This window comes from Uliginosibacterium aquaticum (assembly GCF_012972705.2).
GTDB classification, from domain to species: Bacteria; Pseudomonadota; Gammaproteobacteria; order Burkholderiales; family Rhodocyclaceae; genus Uliginosibacterium; species Uliginosibacterium aquaticum.
Genome location: NZ_JABCSC020000004.1, coordinates 81,783 through 98,909 on the forward strand (window position 1 = coordinate 81,783; position 17,127 = coordinate 98,909).

General features: G+C 62.7%; 11 protein-coding genes. 3 read left to right on the forward strand and 8 right to left on the reverse strand.

Annotated elements, in window-relative coordinates:
• Nucleotides 1-277: 277 nt before the first annotated feature.
• The gene (locus HJ583_RS15580) at nucleotides 278-1,441 is read left to right on the forward strand and encodes a porin (RefSeq protein ID WP_170022785.1); all 1,164 of its coding nucleotides are present in this window, start codon (nucleotides 278-280) and stop codon (nucleotides 1,439-1,441) included.
• Between the two features lie 560 nt (nucleotides 1,442-2,001).
• On the opposite strand, the gene HJ583_RS15585 is transcribed toward HJ583_RS15580, so the two are convergent.
• From HJ583_RS15585 to HJ583_RS15605, 5 genes are all read right to left on the reverse strand, one after another.
• The gene (locus tag HJ583_RS15585) at nucleotides 2,002-2,556 is read right to left on the reverse strand and encodes a phasin family protein (protein WP_170022786.1); all 555 of its coding nucleotides are present in this window, start codon (nucleotides 2,554-2,556) and stop codon (nucleotides 2,002-2,004) included.
• Between the two features lie 318 nt (nucleotides 2,557-2,874).
• Entirely contained in the window at nucleotides 2,875-3,417 is a 543-nt protein-coding gene (gene lptA / locus HJ583_RS15590; RefSeq protein ID WP_170022787.1) for a lipopolysaccharide transport periplasmic protein LptA, read from the reverse strand.
• Between the two features lie 16 nt (nucleotides 3,418-3,433).
• A complete protein-coding gene (gene lptC, locus HJ583_RS15595) occupies nucleotides 3,434-4,009 on the reverse strand; it encodes an LPS export ABC transporter periplasmic protein LptC (protein ID WP_170022788.1) in 576 nt (191 codons plus the stop codon).
• Nucleotides 4,006-4,545, reverse strand: a complete 540-nt coding sequence (locus tag HJ583_RS15600) for a KdsC family phosphatase (protein WP_170022789.1) — start codon at nucleotides 4,543-4,545, stop codon at nucleotides 4,006-4,008. The genes lptC and HJ583_RS15600 overlap by 4 nt, the downstream gene beginning before the upstream one ends.
• Nucleotides 4,545-5,546 carry a KpsF/GutQ family sugar-phosphate isomerase gene (locus tag HJ583_RS15605; protein ID WP_217423464.1) on the reverse strand — a complete coding sequence of 334 codons (1,002 nt, stop codon included), beginning with the start codon at nucleotides 5,544-5,546 and terminating at the stop codon, nucleotides 4,545-4,547. Before HJ583_RS15605 ends, HJ583_RS15600 begins: the two co-directional genes overlap by 1 nt.
• A 96-nt stretch (nucleotides 5,547-5,642) precedes the next feature.
• Here HJ583_RS15605 and HJ583_RS15610 point away from each other — a divergent pair, with 96 nt between their 5' ends.
• Complete coding sequence (locus HJ583_RS15610; protein WP_170022791.1) at nucleotides 5,643-7,613, forward strand: monovalent cation:proton antiporter family protein; 1,971 nt, start codon at nucleotides 5,643-5,645, stop codon at nucleotides 7,611-7,613.
• A 100-nt stretch (nucleotides 7,614-7,713) separates the two neighbouring features.
• Here HJ583_RS15610 and HJ583_RS15615 read toward each other — a convergent pair whose 3' ends face one another.
• A complete protein-coding gene (locus HJ583_RS15615; RefSeq protein ID WP_170022792.1) occupies nucleotides 7,714-8,316 on the reverse strand; it encodes a prepilin-type N-terminal cleavage/methylation domain-containing protein in 603 nt (200 codons plus the stop codon).
• Nucleotides 8,317-8,504: 188 nt separating this feature from the next.
• Here HJ583_RS15615 and HJ583_RS15620 point away from each other — a divergent pair, with 188 nt between their 5' ends.
• Nucleotides 8,505-10,205 (forward strand): sensor histidine kinase, encoded by a 1,701-nt coding sequence (locus tag HJ583_RS15620; protein ID WP_170022793.1) that lies wholly within the window; start codon nucleotides 8,505-8,507, stop codon nucleotides 10,203-10,205.
• A 21-nt stretch (nucleotides 10,206-10,226) separates the two neighbouring features.
• Here HJ583_RS15620 and HJ583_RS15625 read toward each other — a convergent pair whose 3' ends face one another.
• Both HJ583_RS15625 and HJ583_RS15630 read right to left on the reverse strand, forming a co-directional pair.
• Nucleotides 10,227-14,039 (reverse strand): PAS domain S-box protein, encoded by a 3,813-nt coding sequence (locus tag HJ583_RS15625; RefSeq protein ID WP_170022794.1) that lies wholly within the window; start codon nucleotides 14,037-14,039, stop codon nucleotides 10,227-10,229.
• Nucleotides 14,040-14,188: 149 nt separating this feature from the next.
• Complete coding sequence (locus HJ583_RS15630) at nucleotides 14,189-17,041, reverse strand: valine--tRNA ligase (RefSeq protein WP_170022795.1); 2,853 nt, start codon at nucleotides 17,039-17,041, stop codon at nucleotides 14,189-14,191.
• Between the last annotated feature and the right edge of the window lie 86 nt (nucleotides 17,042-17,127).

Consider the following 17,127-nt stretch of genomic DNA (forward strand, 5'->3'; position numbering starts at 1 on the left):
GCTGCACGCTGCATTCATGACACCGGGGCTTGTGCCCCGGTGTTTTTTTGTGGCTCGGGATATGCGCAGGCGATGTGTTTTTGACTGAGTGGAATTATGTTTCTGTTGCACTCCTGCAACAGGGGCGGCGCCAAATCTCGCTTGCAGGAGACTTTGTGTTGCCGTGAGTCATCGCCACTTGCCAGAATCAGCCCAACTTCTCGAATCGCGAGAGGTGGGATGGGAGAGCAAGGTAGCAACTGCCATGCCCCCGTACTTCAACTGTGAGGAGAAACTCATGCAGAAGAAACTCATTGCTCTGGCAGTCGCCGGCCTGATGTCTGGCGCCGCTTTCGCTCAAACTTCCGTGACCATCGGCGGTAAGGTTGATGCCGGTTATCAATTCAAGAAGACCGCCAACGCTGATGCCAGCGGTGGCTCCACCGGCGGCAAGACCACCGAAACCCTGTCGGATGGCAGCGCTTCCACCTCGCGCATCACCGTCGGCGCCAAGGAAACCATCAACAGCGATCTGGAAGCCGGTGTCAGCATCGATCTGCGCTTCTCCGATTTCTTCGATGGCAAGGCCACCAATAACAGCACCACCTCCACCGTTGCCGGTGTGGGCGGTCTGACCTCCAACGATAAGAAGGCTGTGTACCTGAGCAGCAAGATGCTCGGTCGCGTGCAATGGGGCGTGCAGAACTTCGGTGACGACTTCTACGTCGCCAGCAAGCCTTACATGGTTGAGCCGAAGGATCTGGAATTCGTCAAGTATGGCGTGTCCTCCTATCGCATGACCGCGCTGAGCAACCGCACCACCCAGTACCTGACCCCGACCCTGAGCCTCGGCTCCTTCAAGATCGGTGGCCAAGCTGTGTACGCGATTGGCGACAACCGCAAGGGCGGCAACAACAACGTTGATGCAACCGGCAGCGGCGACGTTCTGGGCGGCGGCTTCCAGTTCGCCTTCGGCAAGGTGGTGAACGGTGGCTATGACTACCTGAGCCGTGCCAGCACTGGCGTGACCGATGCAACCGAAGATGGCCTGCGCTACCAGCGTGCCTTCGTGTCGGTGTTCCCGATCGGCGGCCTGAAGCTGGCGGGTACCTACTCCACCCAGAATGGCCGCGCTCGCGCTGTCAACACCGCCTTCCAGGACAAGATCACCAACGCCGTCGTGTCGTACAACTTCAACGACAAGGCTTCCGTCGGTGTCGAGTACTCGATCGTGCGTGACGTCGGCAGCAACCGTAATAGCGGCCACGGCTGGATGATGGGCGGTGCTTACTTCCTGACCAAGAGCGTGTATGTCTACGGCGCTGTGCAGAAGAGCGACTGGGAACGCAACGAAAACAGCGTGGGTGGCTACGATGGTACCGCCGATGCTTTCGGTGCAACCCGTTCCGCTACCAAGCGCGACGAGCGTTACACCCGCGTGGGCTTCGTGAAGGAGTTCTGATCCTTCCTCTGGAAGCGTCAAACGACTTGAAAAGGCAGCCTTCGGGCTGCCTTTTTTTGTGCCTGATTTTGTGTTGCTTGTTGTAGGGGTGGGGCTGGCTTTATAGGCGCCCGTTCTATTAGGGACAACCTCTGGAGCAAGCGCGGGCGTTTAAGACTCTCAGCAGATGCGGCTCGGTGTGAGCCGCTCTCTGTCTGGATGCGGGGCTTTGTCTTTTCCCCGCCCTTTGGCGCGGGTGAATGGCAACCTGTGTCGCAAGGGATCAATTCGCTCCCTTGAGGAGGTTCTCCGGTGCTGTGCTATTGGGTTGTGAGCGGAGCTCAGGAAATGCATCTTTCCGAGCAAACGGTACGTCCAGCGCACAGGTGGCCGCCATGTTTTGCGTGGTTCAGGAGGCTGGATGCAGGGGCTTGTTGCGGTGGGTTGAGCCGGTAGCTGCGATCACAATCCAAGCCAAGCCTAGTGGGCGAGAGTATTACAAACGTAAAAAACCCGCAGTCATTGCGACTGCGGGTCTGAAAGCCCGGCGGTTGCAGCCGGGGCCCGATGACGGGTGTGGCTCAGGCGACCTTCTTGGCCTTCGGAGCGGCACTGCCGACAGCCTTTACCGTGGCGGTGGTGGCGGCGGCAACATTGGCTTCAGCGATCTCGGCAACCTGCTTGGCGGCCTTGTTGATGCTGTCGTAAGCCGAATTGGCGGCGGCGATAGCGGATTTGACGGCGGCTACGGCAACGTCAGAGCCTGCCGGCGCCGACTTGGCGGCCTTGTCCAGCGCCGCTGAGACGTTCTTGTTTACTTCCGACAGTTGCGACTCGAGGATTTTGCCGATGTCTTCCTGAGCCGCTGCGCTGATTTCGTAAACGCTACGGCCGTAGGAGACGATCTTTTCGATGGTCGGCTGAGCCAGTGCACTCTGCAGTGAGACCAACTCCTGAGCATCCTTGGCGCCGAGCAAGGTCTTGGCGTTGGAAACGCTTTCTTCCAGCAAGGTGCGTGCGGTGTTGAGGTTGAGGGTGGCCAGTTTTTCGGCGCTTGCAAAGGCGGTATTGGCAAGCGTCAGGGCGGCTTCGATGGAGGCTTTGTTGGCGATGCTGATTTGATCGGGAAGGGACATGGTGATCTCCTGAGTCGGGTTCAATTCGGTTGAGCAGAACTGCTACGGGCGCTACGCATGTGCTGCCGGATCAAACTGTTGTTGCGCCGCACAACCCGAATTATATGGAGGAGAAACCGACAGTCAAGAAGTTTTTGCTGCACCGCAACAATCGTAGTCGGAGATGTTTTTTTAAACCATATTCCTTGTCAGAGCAGGGGTTGCGGCGTGTCCCTTGGGAGGGATAGAGTCGGAATTTGCTGTGCTGCCGCAGCCTTTGAGGCTGTGTCCAGAAGGGCAGGCGCTGGCGCGCAGGCGCGCCGCGCGAGAGGGCTTGCTTCAGGGCTTACGCGCGGGCTGGGCGCTGCGCGGGGCGATGATGACAGTGACTCCGTCACTGCTCTTGCTGACGCTGCTGCTGGGCTGGGCGCTTAGGGTGTAGAGCTCGGTGTAGCCGTTGTATTCGATGTAGGGGCCGCGGCTTTCATTGGGGCCGCTGCGAACCTGAGCCCGGACGAAGAGGCGGGCTGTGTCAGTACGGCCATCGTATTCGATGCGCTCTGCTTCGCCCTCAATATATTCGTCGCGTCCTTCTCGCTTCTGGCGAAAGCGAGCGAGGCCATCCTTGCCGCCGGTGGCGACGCCTTTCTGAAAGCCTTCAGCGTCCTGACTCACAACAAGTTTGTCGGTTGTGATTTCCAGAGTGCCTTGGACGAGGCGAACGTTCTCCTCAAAGATCTGCACCTTGTTGCGGTCGTCCGCACTGGCTTTGCTGGCCTTGATGGTGACCGGTTTTTCGCGGTCGGCCTTTTCGGCAAGGGCGATGCCCGGCAGCGTGGCGAGGCAGAGGGCAAGAGCGGTGATGCGGAGGCTGATGGGCATGGGGCGCTCGCAGGCTTCAGTGAGTAGTGGATTTCGGCGGGAGGGTGGCCTGAACGCTGGAGTGCAGGTTGAGCATCCCGGTCAGGTTGTTCCAGTCAGCGCCCACGGCTTCTATACGATTTTTGCCGTGGGTGAAGAGCACGGGTTGCGGCGTGCGGGCAATTTCATCATCGACCCACACCGTGAGTTCGTCAGTGTCGAGGGTTTGTGCGGCCGAATCTGCCGTGGCAGGGCGTTCGCCTCGCACCTTGCCGAACAGGAGCACGGTGCGTTGGCGATTGTCGGCATGCGCCTGTTCACTGCGGAATTCCATGTTGCGGGATTCGTGCAGGAAGGTGATGTGCGGGGTTTCGATGTCGGCGGTGTCATCGTCCGGGTAGTGGGTGAGCTTCTTAGCCGTCAGGCGAGAACTCAGCTTGCCACTGATGTCGAAGCGATCAACCTGGAAGTTGTTCACGATCGCATCAGGGTCGTGCCGGCCCTTGCCGAGACCGCTCTGACTCTCGTTGCGCACGACGTATTCGAGCCAGAAGCTGGCAGCGGCCAGCAAGGCGACAATGATCAGCGGGAATAGCGATGAGATGCGTTTCATGTTTGCAGGTACTGGCGCAGCATGGGCTCGAGCTTGCCCTGGGCCGACAGGATGAAATCGCATACCTCGCGTACGGCGCCGCGTCCTCCGCCCTTGGTGGCGATGTAGTCGACATGTTCGCGCACGAATTCGTGGCCGTCAGCCACCGTGGCAGAAAAGCCGCAAGCCCTCAGGATTGGCAGGTCAACCACGTCGTCGCCCATGTAGCCGGTGTGCTCGGAGGCCAGATCAAGCGAGGTGCGCAGCTCGCGCATGACAGCACGCTTGTCGTGCACACCCTGGTACAGGTGACGGATGCCGAGGTTCTCGGCACGGCGTTCAACCATCGCGGACTTGCGTCCGGTGATGATGGCAACGATGACACCGGCTTCCTGCAGCATCTTCAGGCCATGGCCGTCGAGACTGGAGAAGACCTTGATCTCGTCACCGTTCGGGGTGAAGTAGAGGTCTCCATTGGTCAGGACGCCGTCAACATCGAAGGCCATCAAGCGCAGGCGGCTGGCATGTTCGGCAGAGAAATTGGCGGGCTGGCTCATCAGATGACCTTGGCGTTCATGAGGTCGAGCGTGTTGAAGGCGCCGACGAGTTGTTGCTTGGCATCGACGACCAGCACCTGGCTGATGCGGTGGCGATCCATCATTTCGGCGGCTTCCACGGCCAGTGCGTCGGGCCCGATGCCACGCGGATTGCGATGCATGACTTCGGCGATCTTCAGGCCTTTGATGTCCGTTCCGCGTTCGAGCAGACGGCGCAGGTCGCCATCGGTAAAGATGCCTATGGCGCGGCCGGTAGCGTCAACGATTGCAGTCATGCCCAGGCCTTTGCGCGACATTTCCAGCAGTGCTTCGGCAAAGCTGGCTGATTCCGGAACCTGCGGGATGGCGTCGCCGCTGCGCATGATGTCGCGTACATGGGTCAGCAGGCGGCGGCCCAACGCGCCACCCGGGTGTGAGCGGGCGAAGTCTTCGGGGCCGAAGCCGCGCGCTTCGAGGAGCGCCACGGCCAGCGCATCGCCCATGGCGAGGGTGGCGGTGGTGCTGGCGGTGGGTGCGAGGTTCAACGGGCAGGCTTCTTCGGCCACGCCGGTATCCAGATGGGCATCGGCGAGGCGGGCGAGCGGAGAATCCGGTTTTCCGGTCATGGCGATCAGGCCGGCGCCCATGCGCTTGACCAAGGGCACGATGACCAGCAGTTCTTCAGCCGTGCCGGAATTGGAGATGGCGATCAGCACGTCATGCGGTTGGATCATGCCCAGGTCGCCATGCGAGGCTTCGCCTGGATGCACGAAGAAGGATGGCGTGCCGGTACTGGCCAGCGTGGCAGCGATCTTGCGGCCGATGTGCCCGGATTTGCCCATGCCGCTCACCACCACGCGTCCGCGCGAGGTCAGGATCAGATTGGTGGCGCGCACGAAATCGTCGCCGAGACGTGTTTCGAGTGCGCTGACGGCAGCAGCCTCGATGGCGAGCACGCGACGCGCAGTGGCAAGTGCTTTCACCGGGTCGGCGGCGTTGTTCGTCGGGGCAGTTGGGGTCATGGCGGGGCTGCGGTTAAACTGAGCGGCGAGTATAACAAAGCCGCTCATCGCCCCGCTTGCCCGGCCGGGTGCCGGCATAGCCTCTTTTTTCCAGACATGCACGGTGCCCTCACTCTTGTTTTGACCTTGCTGGCCGTCACCGTGTGTGCGGTGGCGGTTTTTCGTGCCTTCAACCTGCCTGCCGTGCTGGCCTACCTTGCGGTAGGAGCGGCGCTTGGACCACATGCCGCCGGGCTGGTGCCGGATAACGCCCAAGCTCGCTACCTTGCCGAGTTCGGCGTGGTCTTCCTGATGTTCTCGATCGGCCTCGAGTTTTCCTTGCCGCGCCTGTTTGCCATGAAGCGCATCGTGCTCGGGCTGGGCGGTTTGCAAGTGCTGGGCAGCATGCTGCTTTTCGGCCTGTTGTGCTGGCTGCTGGGGCAGAGCCTGACCGCCAGCTTCGCGGTGGCCAGCGTGATCACCATGTCGTCCACCGCAATGCTCTCCAAGCTGCTGGTTGATCGCATGGAGCTTGAAACGCCGCACGGCCGCCAAGTGATCGGCGTGCTGCTGTTTCAGGATCTGGCGGTGGTGCCCCTGCTGATCCTGATTCCGGCGCTGGCGCAGCCGGGCGAGGCACTTGGCTACACCTTGTTCATGGCCGCGCTGAAGGCGGTGGCGGTACTGGCCTTGATCCTGTATTTCGGTCAGCGCCTGATGAAACGCTGGTTCACCATCGTCGCGCGGCGTAAGTCTTCCGAGCTGTTCATGCTCAATGTGCTGTTTATCACCCTGGGGCTTTCCTGGGTGACCGAGATGGCCGGACTCTCACTGGCTCTGGGGGCCTTCCTGGCGGGCATGCTGATCTCAGAAACCGAGTTTCGCATCCAGGTGGAAGAGGACATCAAGCCGTTCCGCGACATGCTGCTGGGGCTCTTCATGATCACCGTGGGCATGTTCCTCGATGTGCACGTGATCATCAGCAACCTGCAGTGGCTGGTGCTGATCCTGTTCGGCCTGCTGCTATTGAAGTTTGCGGTGGTGGCGGGGGCCTCGCGCTGGCTCGAAGGGCTGGACGGTACGGCGGTGCGGGCTGGTCTGTGGTTGTGTGCGGGCGGCGAATTCGGCTTTGTGTTGCTGACACTGGCGGCGGACGTGGAGGCTGTGCCGCATGATGTGCTGCAACTGGTAATGGCGGCGCTGGTGCTGTCGCTGCTGATCGCGCCGATCATCGTGCAGTACAGCGACAAGATCGTGCTGCGTTTCGTGGCTTCGGAGTGGATGCTGCGTTCGATGGAGCTGACCCGTGTAGCGGCGAAGTCGATCGCGACGGACAAACACGTGATCATCTGCGGCTACGGCCGCACCGGGCAGTATCTGGCGCGCCTGCTGGAGCAGGAGGGGATTGGTTATGTCGCCCTGGACCTGGATCCGGATCGCATCCAGGAAGCGGCGGCGGCAGGGGATCCGGTGGTGTTCGGTGATTCCTCGCGCCACGAAACCCTGGTTGCGGCCGGCCTGATGCGGGCCAGTGCTGTGGTGATTGCCTACAACGATGAGCATGCGACGACCAAGGTCTTGCACCACGTACTGGCTGCACGCCCTGGTCTGCCAGTGATAGCCCGCTCGCAGGATGAACGCGACATGGAGCGCCTGATCCAGCGCGGTGCCGCCGAAGTGGTGCCGGAAATGCTGGAAACCAGCATCATGCTGGCCACCCACACCCTGACCCTGATCGGCACGCCGATCGCGCGCGTGATCCGGCGTATGCGCCAGATCCGTACTCAGCGCTACAGCCTCATGAAAGGGTTCTTTCTGGGCGCTTCGGATATGGACGAGGGTAATGATGCACAGGAGGCCCGCCTGCATTCAGTATCCCTGCCGCCGGGCGCGTATGGCGTGAGTCGGCGCCTAGGCGATCTCGTGCTGGACGTTTGCCCGGCAAAGGTTGCTGCGGTGCGCCGGCGTGGTGTGCGCAGCCTCGATCCGGCGGCCGACATGCTGCTGGAGGCGGGGGACGTGGTGGTCTTGCTTGGCTTGCCGGGGGGACTGGCGGCGGCAGAGGAAAAATTGCTGAAGGGGAGCTAGTCCGTTAGCGCTTGCCTGCTTTTGTGGCGACGGAGTGCGTTGCTGTCGCCGGAAATGAAAACCCCCGCGCAAGGCGGGGCTCTAAGCGTTATGAAGCTGCTTACAGCTGCTTGCACAGCACGTAGAGTGTGCTGCCGTCGTCCGTGTAGCCCGTAATTGTTGGTGCTGTCGTGACGACAGACGCGCTGGTTTCGACTGCAGCACGCACCGTTCCCGTATTGGGTTTGCCGTCATCAATCTGCACATCCAGTGCTTCAGCTATTTTGGCTGGGAGGTTGTGCGTACAAATACTTAGTCCGCCGATTGCCAGCGCCGTTTGAACCGGCTCGATCTGCCCGCCTACTGCATTAAGCGGGGATCCGGACTTGATTTCTCCTGCAACGAAGCCCGCTTTGCGCAGATGTTGCCAGAACAGGCTTTGCTCGTTGGAGTCAATCTTGCCATTTCCCTTGTTGGTCGCGCTGACAGCATCTGTGTCACTCCAACGGGTGGATCCGTTGGGGTCGTCGCCGGGCAGTGACTTGAAGCGATCCTGGTAGCTATAGACCGCAGCCGTAATGCCCGTGAGGTCGTTGCTGACGTTCTTGATCTTGGCTTGCGTGATGAGTTCCTGGCCCTTTAGCACGCCGCCCAGCAGCAGGCCGATGATGACCAGCACGATGGCGATTTCGACGAGGGTGAAGCCGGACTGTTGGCGTTTCATGGTGTGTCCCCACTGGGAGTGATGTTCCTGCCCGCCCTTGAGCAATAATGGTGCCTGCTGTCCGGGATCATTTTCGGGGTGTTGTGGGCGCTGTAGTGATTGTTTTTCGACGCTTACGTCAGGATCCTGACGGTGTTGGCGGGATCTCGGCAATCTGTTGTTCATTCATTTACGAAAGGGGATACCGCATGCCGGATCTGGGGCGTCGCACGGAGCGCTGGCTGATGTATGCCGGGCCGCTGGTGTTACTGCTGGCCCTGGCCTTGTTGCATGTGGCCTTGTTGCAGGGCGCGCTGTCGCCGGCGGGAAAGGCCTTGCTGCTGGGGCACTTCGGTCTGGTGCTGCTGTGGCAGCCGCTGGTGAGCGGCGGGCGCCAGCTGTCCTGGGCGGGCCTGCTGCTGTTTGGGCTGGCACTGGCCGGGATCGGGCTGTGGCTCTCCTGGGGGCTGCTCCTTTTATGGGGCTTGATGCTGGCAGGGGTGATCGGGGGCAAGGTGTTCTGCCATCCGGCACCACGCGAGCGTGGCTTCTATTGGTTGCTGGTGGTGTATCTGGTGGTCGCTCTGAATGGACGGGTGATGCCAGAGTTGTTGGAGGGCTTGGCCGAGGTGCCGGCGGTGCTGCCCTTGTTTGCGAACTGGTTTGCGCTGCCGGTCTTGCTGGGGGTGGCTGTGCTGGGTTTGCCGCGCGGCGGGGCGCAGGCGGCGGACGCGCTGGATGTGGTGGGGACTTTGATTTTTGCCCTGGTGCTGGGGGGCGTGGCATTAGGGGCTCTGGCCTTCATGTTCGTGGCGCGTAGCGATTATGTGTGGGCCTTGCTGCAGGCGCTGGGTTCGGTTGCGGGGGCTTTGCTGTTGATGGCGCTGGTGTGGTCGCCGCGCAAGGGCTTCGCGGGGCTGGGGCTGGCGATTTCGCGGCGAGTGTTGTCGGGTGGGCAGCCATTTGCGCACTGGCTCGATGAGGTCGCGGAGCTGGCCTTGCACGAGGCTTCACCCGAGGCGCTGGTGCGGGCGGCGATGGAGCGCTTGGCAGGGTGGCCTGGCGTGCAGGGGGTGTTCTGGCGCTGTGCTGAAACGGAGGCGATGACGCATCTTGGGCAGCCGAGCCGGCATGTGCTGCAGTTGCGTCACGGGACTCTGGAGGTGGCGGTGCATGGGCAGCAGGCGTTTGCGCCGACTCCCACCTGGCATCTGGATCTGATGCTGCGCATCCTGGCCGAGTTTCATGCCGCGCGCTTGCAGGCGCAGCGGCTGCAGGCGCTGTCCTTTCTGCGTGCGGTGCATGAAACTGGTGCGCGTAGCACGCATGAGCTGAAGAATCTGCTGCAGTCGCTTGATGCGCTGTGTTTTGCGGTGCTGGACGATGGCGGGCGCAACCCGGCAGGGGTGCAGGCCTTGCTGCAGGGGCAGCTGCCGGAGATTCGCCGGCGTCTGGACGAAACCTTGCAGCGCATTCGCCGACCGCGTGAGGAGGACCTGCAGCCCAGCCCCGCGCTGGGTTGGTGGCAGGCCCTGCAGGCACGCCATGCGGAGGCCGTGCTGCGCTATCAGCAGGCGGGTCCGTTGGCGGCTGCCGCCTTGCCGGCCGCGCTCTTCGATTGTGTGGCCGATAACCTGCTGCGTAATGCCCTGGAGAAGCCGGGAGCGCCTGCGGTACAGGTGCGGCTGGTGGTGGGCGAGCAGGGCTGCTCCCTGAGTGTGGAGGATGCCGGGGCGGCAATTGAGGCGGAGCGGGCTGCTAGCCTGCTGCTACGCCCGCTGGCGTCGGATACCGGGCTCGGTATCGGTTTGTATCAGGCCGGGCGTCTGGCCGAGTCGGCTGGTTATGTGCTGCGTCTGGAGGAAAACCGGGCCGGCTGTGTGCGCTTCTGCCTGAGTCCGCGTGGCTGAGCGGCCCGATGCCGGAGCTGCTCAGGCCTGCGCGAGAAAGGCCTGCAAGGCTGCACTGAAGCGTGTGGCCTCGGCCTCGAGGGCGGGCAGGGCTGCGAGTGCATCCGTTGCGCGCTCTTCCTTGCACGCCAGTTCGAGCTCCCGGGCGAGGGCTGTCAGGGCGAGGCCGGAGGTGTTGGCTGCTGCGCCCTTGAGGGAGTGGGCGTGGCGGCGAGCGTCATTGAGTTGCCCTTCGGCCAGGGCGCGCTTGAAGGCCTCGATCAGGCTGGCGTAATCCTCGATGAAGGCCTGGGCGGCAATGCTGGCAATCGTGCGGTCGTTGCCAAGGCGGCGCAGCAGATCGGTGGCGTCGAAGCAGGCCGGCGTCGGCGTGGCCTCAGGGGCTGGAGGGCCATGGGGGGCGTCGGCAGTCGTTGCGGGCGTTTCTGTGGGCAGCCATTTCTTGAGCATGTCGACCAGCTTTGCGTAATCAAGCGGTTTGGCGATGAAGTCGGACATTCCCGCTTCTATGCATTGCAGCTGGTCTTCCGAAAACGCGCCGGCGGTGGTGGCGATGATGGGAACCGGGGCGAGGCCTTGGTTCTGCTCATAGGCCCGGATCTGACGCGCGGCTTCGAAGCCGTCCATGACTGGCATCTGGCAGTCCATCAGGACGAGGTCGAAAGCTTGGCCGCCGCAGGCCATGTCGCAGGCTTCGCGACCGTTGCCGGCGTGCTCGGGCACTACACCCAGGGTGGCCAGCATGGCGGTGACGACCTTCAGGTTGGTCGAGTTGTCTTCCACCACAAGTACGCGGCGGGAATCCAGACGTGGCTCGGGGGCCTTCGGGCCGATTTGGCCCGGAGGCGTTTCGCGCGCTGCCCGGCGCTTTTCATCAGCCTCGCTCTGCAGGCTGACCTGGACTCGGAACCAGAAAGTAGAGCCTTGTCCCTCCGTGCTTTCAACCCCGACTTCGCCATGCATCAATTCGGCCAGACTGCGTACGATGGAGAGGCCGAGGCCGGTGCCGCCGTACTTGCGTGTGTCGGAGTCATCCACCTGCGAGAAGGGTTTGAAGAGCAGGGCAAGCTTCTCCTGCGGGATGCCGATGCCGCTGTCGCTGACGGAGAAACGCAGCATGGCGGAACCTTCGTCGCGGCTGAGTTCTTCGGCGTACACCTTGATCTGACCGTGGGCGGTGAATTTGAGCGCGTTGCCGAGCAGGTTGGAGAGCATCTGGCGGAGCCGGATCGGGTCTCCTCGGTAGCGTTGCCCGCTGTCACCCCGCCATTCGGCAATCAGTTGCAGGCCTTGCTGGGAGGCGGATTCGGCGAACAGGGCGCGGATTTCGTCGAGCACTTGGGCGGCTGAAAAGCCGCTGCTGGCGAGTTCAAGCTTGCCGGCTTCGACCTTGGAGAGGTCCAGGATGTCATTGAGCAGCGCCAGCAGGGTCTGGCCGGAGTTGTAGAGCGTGCGGGCGAAATTGCGCTGTTCGGTCTCCGCCAGACCCGGCTGCAGCAGCATCTGGGCCATGCCGAGAATGCCATTGAGCGGGGTGCGGATTTCGTGGCTCATGGTGGCGAGAAAACGGCTCTTGGCCAGGCTGGCGGCTTCGGCGCTGCGCTTGGCGTCAAGCAGCGCTGCCTCGGCGAGCTTGCGCTCGGTAATGTCCTGATGCGTACCGGATATGAGCAATGGCTGGCCGTCTTCCCGCCACTGGCTGACGCTGCCGCATGCCAGCACCCAGATCCAGTGTCCGGCCTTGTGCAGCATGCGGATTTCCGCTTCGTAATAATCGGCCTCGTGCCTGAAATGGCGTTCAAGTTGCTGGCTGGCCAGCAGCAGATCGTCCGGATGGACGAGGCGCCGCCAGGTGTTGATATCGACGGGTGCGAGTTCGTCCAGTGTATAGCCCGCGATCTCGGCCCAACGCTCGTTGAAAAGGGCTTCGCCGGTCTGCACCGACCATTCCCAGGTGCCGGCATGGGTGCCACGGATGATGTCGGCCAGGCGTCGGCGTTCGCGCGCGAGTTCGCGGGCCTGGTTGTGGGCGGCTGTCACGTCCTGCTTGATGGCCACGAAATGGCTGATCTGGCCATCTTCGTCCCAGACCGGGGCAATGGTCTGCTCTTCGGTGTACAGCGAGCCGTCCTTGCGCCGGTTGATCAGCTCTCCGCTCCATATCTTGCCGGCAAGCAAGGTCTCCCACATCGCCGTGAAAAACTCCGGCGGGTGCTCGCTGGAGCCGATCAGGTAGCCTGGTTTGCGGCCGATCGCTTCTTCCGGGGCGTAGCCGGTGATGCGGGTGAAAGCCCGGTTGACCCGCTCGATGATGCCTTCGCGATTGGTGATCACAATGGCATTCGCGGCTGAATCCACGGCCATGCTTTGCAGGCGGATCAGGGCTTCGTTGCGCTTGCGCTCGGTGATGTCGGCGATCACCGAATAGAGCATGCAATGCCCATCCACCATGACCGGCGTGCTGTGCACTTCGACCTGGCGGATCTCTCCGCTGGCCAGACGGTGCGGAATCTGGAACAGGTTGCGCTTGCCCTCGGCTACCTCCTGCATGGCACGCTGAACCTCTTGCGCGGGCAGGGCGTTGATGTCTGCGATATGCATGCGGCGCAGGGCCTCCCGGCTGCAACCATAGAAGCTGGCCGCCTGCAGATTGGCATCCACGACCCGGCCGGACTCCAGATCGGTCACCAGCATGGGAATGCGCAATTGCTCGAACACCGCGCGGTGCAACTCCTCACTGCGCCCGAGATGATGCAGGGCGTCCTGCAGCGCTTGGGTGCGTAGCTGTACCTCCAGTTCAACCTTGTGTTTGCGTTGCAGCAGGCTGCTGACCAGTGCGCTGCCAAGCAGGCTCAGGAGTAGTCCGCCAAGCAGCACGGATGCAGAGAAAGACCGTGGCGTGGTGTCCAGATACTCCGGGGTGGGCTCCATCAGCAATTCGAACTCATGGCCGGCCAGGGTCAGCAGACGCTGCGCACGCAGCGGGCTCTGCTGAATCCATTGCGAGTCATGATTTGAGTCCTGTCCTTTGGTGTGGGCATGGTGCTGATAGAGCAGCCCGGCCTCGCCAGCGAGCAGGCTGTCAGAGAGCAGCACGTCGGCCCCAGGCGGAAGGGTTGCCAGAGTGCCACTGACCAGATCTTCGACCCGGATCACCGCCTGCACGATGCCCTGGAAGTGCAGCTGGCGCGATGCGATACTCTGGGTCGAGAAACCGGGTTCGAAGCAAGGGGCCATCAGCAGCAGCCCCTTGCCGCCCTGCACCAGCTCGATCGGAGCTGAAACCACGATCTCCCCTTCGTCGCGGGCACGTTCCAGGGTGGCCCGGCGATTGAGCTCGGAGGCCAGGTCCAGTCCTAGCGCGGCGCTGTTGCCTGCCATGGGCACGATCAGGAAGGTTGGGAAATATTCGGCGCGCGGGCCAGCGTCGCCAATCGAACTGCCCTGGAACTCGCGGATGGCATAGCCCTTGAGGCCTGCGCTGCGCGCGCTGGCTTCGAAGGCGGTGCGGCTGGCGCCACTGATCCGGGGCGCCCACTGAAATGCGGCGATGCGGTGATCAAGAGGGCCACGCTCAACGAAGCGCTTAAAGCTCTCCGGACTGAAGCTGCCTGCTGCTGCGTGAAACTGCTGCAAGGCCTGCACCCTGCTCAGCACAGCATCGACGCTGTGTTGCAGGGCTGCCACGTATTGCTCGGCCAGGCGTTGGAAGTCGGCTTCCTGGCGCGCTGATTCCATCGCGCGCAGACCTTGCCAGGCCCAGATGCTGAGGGCGGCGGCGACCACAAAGCTTGCAAGCGGGATCAGCAGTCGCGCGGGAGGCAGCTTGGGCATGGCGGGGGGCGTGCAAAGGGCCGCGGATGGCGGCAATGCAAGGCTTAACGGCGGGTGCGACGGCTTCTTGATCGGCTGTGGGCGGACGGTGGCGCAGAAAAAAGGCCCCGCCGCTTGCGCGGCAGGGCCTTTGTCCTTTCGGGCATATCTTAACCCAGGCGGGCGAGTTGCTCCTTGAGTTTCGCCAGCGTGGCGCTCATGTCAGCGAGGCGCTTCTTCTCCTGCTCAACCACGGCGGCCGGCGCACGGGCGACGAAGCCTTCGTTGCCGAGCTTCACTTCCAGCTTGCCGACCTCAATCTCGATCTTGGCGACTTCCTTGCCGATGCGCGCGCGCTCGGCGTCCACATCGATCTCGATCTTGAGCATCAGGCGGAAATCGCCGACCACCTGCACCGGGGCCGGGGATTGCGGCAGCTCGGCGCCGACGGCAGTGACCTCCGACAGCTTGGCAATCGCAGCCAGATAGGGTGCGTAGGCCTTCACTGTGGCTTCGTCGCCGGCCACCAGCAGGGGCACACGCTGGCCCGAGAGGTTCATCTCGGCGCGCAGGCTGCGGCAGGCGTTGATCAGGGCCTTCAGCTCGGCGACCTTGGCCTCAGACGCTTCGTCGATGCGCTCCGGTGCGCAGGTCGGGTAGCTCGCCGCGCCGATGAAGTCGCTGGTCTTGCGGCCTGAAATGACGCTGACGGTTTGCCACAGCTCTTCGGTGATGAAGGGGATCAGCGGGTGAGCCAGGCGCAGGATGGTTTCCAGCACGCGCACCAGGGTGCGGCGGGTGCCGCGCTGGGTGGCTTCGTCGCCGGTCTGCAGCTGTACCTTGGCGAGTTCCAGATACCAGTCGCAGTACTCGTCCCACACCAGCTCGTAGATCGCGCGCGCGGCCATGTCGAGGCGGTAGTCGGCGAAATTCTGCGCCAGCTCGGCTTCGGCACGCTGCAGGCGGCTGGTCATCCAGCGGTCGGCGAACGAGAAGCGCAGGTATTGGCCATCACAGGAGTCGACTTTGTGGTTGTCCAGCCCGCAGTCCTTGCCTTCGCAGTTCATCAGCACGAAGCGGGTGGCGTTCCACAGCTTGTTGCAGAAGTTGCGATAGCCTTCGCAGCGCTGCATGTCGAACTTGATGTCGCGGCCCAGCGAGGCGAGCGAGGCGAAGGTGAAGCGCAGCGCGTCGGTGCCGAAGGCGGGAATGCCTTCCGGATATTCCTTGCGCGTCTTCTTCTCGATCTGCGCGGCCTGCTTCGGGTTCATGAGGCCCGTGGTGCGCTTGGCAACCAGCGCTTCCAGACCGATACCGTCGATGAGGTCGATCGGGTCCAGCACATTGCCCTTCGACTTGCTCATCTTCTGGCCTTCCGCATCGCGGATCAGGCCGTGCACATAGACGTGCTTGAACGGAATCTTGTTGGTCAGGTGCTTGGTCATCATGATCATCCGGGCGACCCAGAAGAAGATGATGTCGAAGCCGGTGACCAGCACTGAAGACGGCAGGTACAGATCCAGCGCCGGGTTGGATTGGCCCGGATAGTCCGGCGTCCAGTCCAGGGTGCTGAAAGGCCACAGGGCGGAGGAGTACCAGGTGTCGAGCACGTCGTTGTCACGCGTGAGCTCGCCGCTGTAGCCATCCTTGGCGGCCAGCGCCTTGGCTTCAGCTTCGTCGTGGGCAACCCACACGCGGCCGTCGGCGCCATGCCAGGCGGGAATCTGGTGACCCCACCACAACTGGCGCGAGATGCACCAGTCCTGCAGGTTGCGCATCCACGAGTAGTAGGTATTCACCCAGTTTTCGGGCACGAACTTCACTTCGCCGGACTCGACCACTTCCAGCGCCTTCTGCCCGATGCTCTTGCCATCGGGGCCGGGCTTGTTCACGGCGACGAACCACTGGTCGGTGAGCATCGGCTCGATGACCACGTTGGTGCGGTCGCCACGCGGCACCTGCAGCTTGTGCGGCTTGATCTCGCCGAGCAGGCCCAGCGTCTCGAAGTCGGCGACGATCTGCTTGCGCGCCTCGAAGCGGTCCAGCCCGTGGTACTTGGCGGGCGCGTTGTCGTTGATCTTGGCGTCCAGCGAGAGCACCGAGATCATCGGTAGGTGATGACGCTGGCCGACGGCGTAGTCGTTGAAGTCATGCGCTGGGGTGACCTTCACGCAGCCGGTGCCGAATTCCTTGTCGACGTAGTCATCGGCAATGATCGGGATCTCGCGCCACTGCTTGGCGTCCATCACATCGCCGCTCATCGAGGAGAGCGGCAGGCGGATCATCTGGCCGATCAGGTGCTTGTAGCGTTCGTCTTCCGGGTGAACCATCACGGCGGTGTCGCCGAGCATGGTTTCCGGGCGGGTCGTCGCCACTGTCAGATGACCCGAGCCGTCGGCCAGCGGGTAATTCAGGTGCCACAGGAAGCCATCTTCCTCCTCGGAAACCACTTCGAGGTCGGACACCGCCGTGCCCAGCACCGGGTCCCAGTTCACCAGACGCTTGCCGCGGTAGATCAGGCCTTCGTTGTAGAGGCGCACGAAGCTTTGGGTGACGGTTTTCGACAGGCCCGCATCCATCGTGAAGCGCTCGCGCGACCAGTCCGGCGAGGTGCCCAGCCGCCGCATCTGGCGCGTGATGGTGTTGCCCGAATATTCCTTCCACTCCCACACCTTCTCGAGGAACTTCTCGCGGCCCAGATCGTGGCGGCTGATACCTTGCGCGTCGAGCTGGCGCTCTACCACGATCTGCGTGGCGATGCCGGCGTGGTCGGTACCCGGCTGCCACAGTGTGTTGGCGCCGCTCATGCGGTGGTAGCGGGTCAGCGCATCCATGATGGTCTGGTTGAAACCATGGCCCATGTGCAGCGTGCCAGTCACGTTCGGCGGCGGCAGCAGGATGCAGAAAGACTGGTCGGCGGGCTTGCTGGTGTCGGTGCCGGCGGCGAAATAGCCGGACTGCTCCCATTGCGGGTACCAGCGCGATTCGATGTCGGCGGGTTCAAAGCTCTTGGCGAGTTCCATCGAGGAATACCTGGGGGAAATTCGGGGGAAGCCCGCGATTATACCGGCTCACGCTTTGAACTTTGGGGCCATGCGTGAGCCCTGTT

Bases quoted from the DNA above. Each gene is read 5' to 3' on its own strand.
- HJ583_RS15610 (WP_170022791.1), top strand. From the start codon at position 5,643: ATGCACGGTGCCCTCACTCTTGTTTTGACCTTGCTGGCCGTCACCGTG.
- HJ583_RS15630 (WP_170022795.1), bottom strand. From the start codon at position 17,041: ATGGAACTCGCCAAGAGCTTTGAACCCGCCGACATCGAATCGCGCTGG.
- HJ583_RS15605 (WP_217423464.1), bottom strand. From the start codon at position 5,546: ATGACCCCAACTGCCCCGACGAACAACGCCGCCGACCCGGTGAAAGCA.
- lptC (WP_170022788.1), bottom strand. From the start codon at position 4,009: ATGAAACGCATCTCATCGCTATTCCCGCTGATCATTGTCGCCTTGCTG.
- HJ583_RS15625 (WP_170022794.1), bottom strand. From the start codon at position 14,039: ATGCCCAAGCTGCCTCCCGCGCGACTGCTGATCCCGCTTGCAAGCTTT.
- HJ583_RS15580 (WP_170022785.1), top strand. From the start codon at position 278: ATGCAGAAGAAACTCATTGCTCTGGCAGTCGCCGGCCTGATGTCTGGC.
- HJ583_RS15600 (WP_170022789.1), bottom strand. From the start codon at position 4,545: ATGAGCCAGCCCGCCAATTTCTCTGCCGAACATGCCAGCCGCCTGCGC.
- HJ583_RS15585 (WP_170022786.1), bottom strand. From the start codon at position 2,556: ATGTCCCTTCCCGATCAAATCAGCATCGCCAACAAAGCCTCCATCGAA.
- HJ583_RS15615 (WP_170022792.1), bottom strand. From the start codon at position 8,316: ATGAAACGCCAACAGTCCGGCTTCACCCTCGTCGAAATCGCCATCGTG.
- lptA (WP_170022787.1), bottom strand. From the start codon at position 3,417: ATGCCCATCAGCCTCCGCATCACCGCTCTTGCCCTCTGCCTCGCCACG.
- HJ583_RS15620 (WP_170022793.1), top strand. From the start codon at position 8,505: ATGCCGGATCTGGGGCGTCGCACGGAGCGCTGGCTGATGTATGCCGGG.